The organism is Candidatus Nealsonbacteria bacterium, assembly GCA_019923625.1.
Classification (GTDB): domain Bacteria; phylum Patescibacteriota; class Minisyncoccia; order Minisyncoccales; family RBG-13-42-11; genus JAHXGN01.
Genome location: JAHXGN010000022.1, coordinates 1 through 4,900, shown reverse-complemented (window position 1 = coordinate 4,900; position 4,900 = coordinate 1). Strand labels below are relative to the sequence as shown.

Below are 4,900 nucleotides of genomic sequence, written 5' to 3'. Positions count from 1 at the left end.
CTTTAAAGTTGTTCTCGACCTTTAAACGAAAGTTAAATAATTCCCTAAGTTAGTGATTAATTTTTTAATTTTTAATTATGGAAGCTGCCCCGTAGTGTAGATGTCGGACATCTACACTCTTCCATTCCTAATAGAAGACAGGCCCCTTCCAGTTATTAAAATGGAGTACCCCCATTTTCCATCTAAACTTCAATCTTTTCTTTTATAAAATTTTGGTACCAATTTTGGTATTCTTCCGGTGTTATTAAATGGATTTCAAAAGGGCTCGTAGGACCAATTTTTTTCCAAATTTTAAGGCGAATTTTACTTTTTTGCTCATTAGTTTTTAACCCCGGTGAAATAATCAAAATATCAATATCCTGGGGCACTTCATCTTTTTTTAGGACTGAACCGAAAATAAGCACCTTTACTTTTCCTAAAGGCTTTTCAACTTCCTTTTTGATAATTTTTGTCCATTTCAAATAATTCTTAAAATATTTTTCCTCTTTTTGAGCTTCCTCAATTAAAAAATCAAGCTCGCTTTTCACAGTTCTCTAAAAATTTAATTAAGTCCTCAGTAAAATTAAGCATATTTTCAATTTGATATTTGCTAAACTCAACTGGTAAATATCTAACCGTTAAATAGGCCTGCTCTAAATCCCCAATCGTGCTTGCTTTTTCTTTCAAAATCTTTTCTACTTTTTCTTGTTTTTTATAAACCTTGCCTATTCCTTTTAAAAGTTCCTTTAAAGAATGAGTTTTAGGAAATTTTCTAATTTTTAAATATAGATAATACTTTAAATAAAGTTGACTGGCCTGTTCTAAATGAAAAGCAGCCAAAGGCCATTCTTTCTTAGAAATATCATATTTACCGTTTGCCAAAAAACCTTCTGCTCTTTTTTTTAAGAAATCAACCTCTGCCATAATTTAAATAAATTAGATGTGTAGATGTCCGACATCTACATTCTTAGCGAAACGAGGTCTCTGCTACTGGGGCCTGCCCCGTAGTGTAGATGTCCGACATCTACACTCTATAAAATATTAATTATGTCTGCTTCAAATTCTGTTTTGCCCCGAATATTGCCTAAACCCTGGATTAAAATAGTCATTCCGGTTTTCAGTTGTTCCAAGCCCTTAAAGCCGATTTGCTGGTTTGCTCCGCCGAATTTCTGGACGATTGTTCTTTGGTTAAAAATTATGGTTAAGACACGGGGCGTTCTGTCAACAAAATTTTGACCATCTCCCATTATGATAAGGCGGTCTGTTTTTACTTCCTGAATAATTCCAGTGGTATTAACGACATGATGAGCGATTTGGTCTTCTATTGGAATTTTTTCTTTTTCTTCTTGAGGAACCTCGCCAATTAAGCCAGGAGTCAATAGTTTTCTTTCAATCTCTTGTTCGTCTTCTATTGGCAATAGTGGCAATGGAATTAAGTCCTGTTCAATTGGTTTTCCAGGTTGTATCTCTAAAAACACAAGACCACCAAAAACAAAAACAGCAAGAATAACAAGATAAATAATTGAATTCTTGTTTTTAAATAATTTAGCAAGGGCTATTTTAGACAGGTCTATTTTAGACAGAGCTATTTTTATTTTTGAAAAGTTTATTTTAGGCAGAGTTATTTTAGGCAAGTTTATTTTGGCCATAATTTTTTACAAAAATTTTTATTGCTGTCTTTAGTTTAACAAAAATAAAACTGAAAGGCAATGTCAAGTTATGGTGTCAGGCACGATTTTTTGGATTCGTAATATTTTTAGTGAACTGCCCGGCTGCTTTTTCTAAAAATGATTTTATTTCTCCTGGAGAACATTCTTTTCCCAAAAATTCTATTTTAAAATCTTGCAGGTCGCCAAAATAAGTGAGCTGTCCCAAAAATAATTTTTCTGAAAAAAGAACGTTAAATTTTTTCTCAGTATCAGAAATAATGTTTTTTAATTTATGTCCTTTTTTAATTATAAAAAATAAATCAACATAATCTCTATAAATCGGCCTCCTGCCTAAGGTATATGCTTTATCAGCGGCAATTTCTCTCCAATCAAAAATAGGAATTGAAAATGTTCTAATAATCGGATAAAGGGGCTTAAATGGGTAGTGGAAAAAAGTAATTTTAACTTTTGCCGAAGTGAAAAAGGTCAATTCCGTCTCAGATTCTTTAAATATTTCTATTTTTTTGCCAAAAATTTCTTTAATCTTTTTGCTAAAATCAAGGGAAATATTTTCTCTGGTGAAAATGTCAAAATCAAAAGATCTTCGATGTCGCAGCTGAAAAGCTAAAGCAGTGCCTCCGGCCAAAATTCCAATTTGTTTAAAGGGAAGCAGTTTGGCAAAAACTGCTTTCTGGGTCGGGGTTAAAACTTCGTTAATAAATAGAACTGACATAATCTTTTGAGGAAAATGGTTTTTCTTTGAGACCCAAAACTATATTCTTAATAAAATTAAAAGTTGGAAAATTATAGACCTTCATCGGAGAGGCCTCAAAAACTCTTTTAATCTCTCTTTTAGAATAAACTTCAAACAGCCAGCGGATTTGCTCCAATGTGCCGTAGCTCAAAACCTGATGGATAATATAAACTTTATCTTTTTCCAAGTCCAAATTTTTAACATTAACTGACCACAAAATACCTTGAAAACTTGAGGGAATCGTTCTTATTTTTTTAGTTGTTGATGTTTTCATTTAATAATTATATCAAAAATACGAATTTAGAAAAGCCGAGCGGTTGTTGAAGTCGCCTTTCCATAATTTATCTTTTTTAGTATAATTTAAGCTGTAAATAAGAATGTAGATGTGTAAAAATGTAGATGTGTAAAAATGTAGATGTGTAAGAATGTAGATTAAGAATGTACTCGAAATAAATGCCATGGCATTTATTTCAAGTCTTTATGTAATGTAGATTAATGTAGATGTCGGACAACACATCTAAATCTACATCTAATCTAATATGTAAAAACCATAAAAGGTCGGCTTGATTAATAAAAATTAATTCATCCTGTTAAATAACCCAGCCCTTTTTGCGAAAAGGGCGGGGTTGTCGTAAAGCGGCATTTAACGGGGTAAAAAAAATGGAAGAATTAAAACTAAATAAATTAAAAGTCGGCAAGCGGTTTTTATTTCTTTTGGCAATAGCTCTTTTAGTTTTTCTTTCCTCTTATCTGGCTTTTGCCTTTGCTAAAAAGGTTTTTCCTTTTTCAGCCCCAAAATGGCAGGTGGTTCAATTAATTAATGGCGATGTTTTTTACGGACGACTAAGAACTTTTCCCTGCTGTCTTTTGAGAAATGTTTATGTTATTCAGCAGGTTCCGGCGACAGAAGAAGAGGCGCCTGCCCCCCAATTAATTCCCTTTAACACTTTCTTTTTCAGACCGGAAAACGCCATCCGTCTTTCAAAAGAGAAAATTTTATGGTGGGCGAATTTGACCGAAGATAGCCCTATTCTTCAAACAATAAGGGCTCAGGAATAATGCCTGTCTGTAAAAGTTTGACGTTGTCAGACCTCTTTTGAATTTCCAAGCGTGATGTCCAATATCTACACTTTTCCATTTCCAATAAGAAGAAACAATAGGAAGAAAGGGAAAAATAGGGAAAATAAGTCCCTAATTCCCCTAGTTCCCAGTGGTTTCGCCTCATCGCTTTCAATAAGGACAAACTTTGACTGAAATATAGCCGTTCGTTAACCGTCGTTAACCTTTAGTTCTTTCTCATACTTTCTAAAATTCCTAAAGCCAAAAAAATCGTAATTAAGCCGGAGCCGCCGTAGCCGACCAATGGTAAAGAAATTCCAATTACTGGTAAAATGCCAAGGTTTGTTCCGATATGAATAAAAATTTGAGAGACCAAAACAGTTGCCAAGCCCAAAGCGAATAACCGGGAGAAATTGGTTTCTGATTGAACAGCAATTTTTATTATTCGCCAGATTAAAAGCGAAAAAAGAAAAAATAGTAAAAAAATTCCGATTAGGCCGGTTTCTTCGGCAATAGCAGCAAAAATAAAATCGGTCTGGGGCTCAGGCAAAAAGCGAAATTGGGTTTGAGAACCTTGGCCGATTCCCTGACCGAAAATCCCGCCCGAACCAATGGCAATTTGAGCTTGTCGCTGACTCCAACCAATACCTAAGGGCTCAATATGGGGCTGAAAAAAACTGACAAGCCGGGCTTTTTGATAATCTTCTAAAATAAGATTCCAACCGAAAATTAAGATTAATGCGGCGCAAAAGACCAAAATCAAAAAATGACGCAATTTTATTCCCGAAACAATTAAAATACCGAGCCAAAGAAAGCTCAAAATTAAAACAGAGCCCATATCCGGCTGTTGAAAAATCAAGAAAGCCGGTAAAAAAACATAAAAGCCGGAAAGTAAAATGTGTCCAATTTTGTACATTTCAATATGGCGCATAGAAAAAAATTTAGCCAATAAAATTATTAAAATGAGTTTGGTTGGCTCAATCGGGTCAATGGAAAGCGGACCTAATCTGTACCAAGCCCTTACCCCTCGAATTTCCGGAGCAAAAAAGAAAAGACCGATTAATGCCAAAAGACAAAAAAAATAAAAAATCAAAATCAAATAAGAGTCGTTTTTTAGAATTCGCCAATCAAGAAAAGATAAAGCCAGCATTAAAAAAAGCCCGACAACCAAAAAAATAATCTGTTTTTGAAAATTCAAAAAATCCGCCCTGGCCAAAGAACTGCTATAAATTGATAGAAGACCGATGCCAACCAACAAAAGAGCAGAAGCAATCAAAATCCAATCTAATTTCTTAAAATGAAAAATAATATCTCTCATTTATCGTTGCTTTAGATGGGGGCGGTCGCAGAAAACTTCGTTTTCTTCTCCCTCTTCACCCAGCTATCGCTGGGTTCAGCGAGAGAAGAGCGATAGCCCTTCGTCCCCCTAATTAAGAAAAATCAATTTCTTTTAAACCTC

The 4,900-nt window shown here is 34.3% G+C and carries 7 protein-coding genes; 1 reads left to right on the top strand and 6 read right to left on the bottom strand.

Annotated features, from left to right (window positions below; translation table 11 throughout):
* Positions 1 to 182 precede the first annotated feature (182 nt).
* From KY055_02710 to KY055_02690, 5 genes are all read right to left on the bottom strand, one after another.
* Complete coding sequence (locus tag KY055_02710; GenBank protein MBZ1345511.1) at positions 183 to 527, bottom strand: nucleotidyltransferase domain-containing protein; 345 nt, start codon at positions 525 to 527, stop codon at positions 183 to 185.
* On the bottom strand, positions 511 to 903 hold the full coding sequence (locus KY055_02705; protein ID MBZ1345510.1) for a HEPN domain-containing protein: 393 nt from the start codon (positions 901 to 903) through the stop codon (positions 511 to 513). The genes KY055_02710 and KY055_02705 overlap by 17 nt, the downstream gene beginning before the upstream one ends.
* 107 nt (positions 904 to 1,010) lie before the next feature.
* On the bottom strand, positions 1,011 to 1,628 hold the full coding sequence (locus KY055_02700) for a hypothetical protein (GenBank protein ID MBZ1345509.1): 618 nt from the start codon (positions 1,626 to 1,628) through the stop codon (positions 1,011 to 1,013).
* Between the two features lie 76 nt (positions 1,629 to 1,704).
* The gene (locus tag KY055_02695; protein MBZ1345508.1) at positions 1,705 to 2,361 is read right to left on the bottom strand and encodes a nucleotidyl transferase AbiEii/AbiGii toxin family protein; all 657 of its coding nucleotides are present in this window, start codon (positions 2,359 to 2,361) and stop codon (positions 1,705 to 1,707) included.
* Entirely contained in the window at positions 2,342 to 2,656 is a 315-nt protein-coding gene (locus KY055_02690; GenBank protein MBZ1345507.1) for a hypothetical protein, read from the bottom strand. The genes KY055_02695 and KY055_02690 overlap by 20 nt, the downstream gene beginning before the upstream one ends.
* A gap of 386 nt (positions 2,657 to 3,042) precedes the next feature.
* Here KY055_02690 and KY055_02685 point away from each other — a divergent pair, with 386 nt between their 5' ends.
* Positions 3,043 to 3,441, top strand: coding sequence for a hypothetical protein (locus KY055_02685; protein MBZ1345506.1), 399 nt, complete (start codon positions 3,043 to 3,045; stop codon positions 3,439 to 3,441).
* 226 nt (positions 3,442 to 3,667) lie between these two features.
* Here KY055_02685 and KY055_02680 read toward each other — a convergent pair whose 3' ends face one another.
* Positions 3,668 to 4,750: an FtsW/RodA/SpoVE family cell cycle protein gene (locus KY055_02680; protein MBZ1345505.1), complete on the bottom strand. Its 1,083-nt coding sequence runs from the start codon at positions 4,748 to 4,750 to the stop codon at positions 3,668 to 3,670.
* Positions 4,751 to 4,900 lie beyond the last annotated feature (150 nt).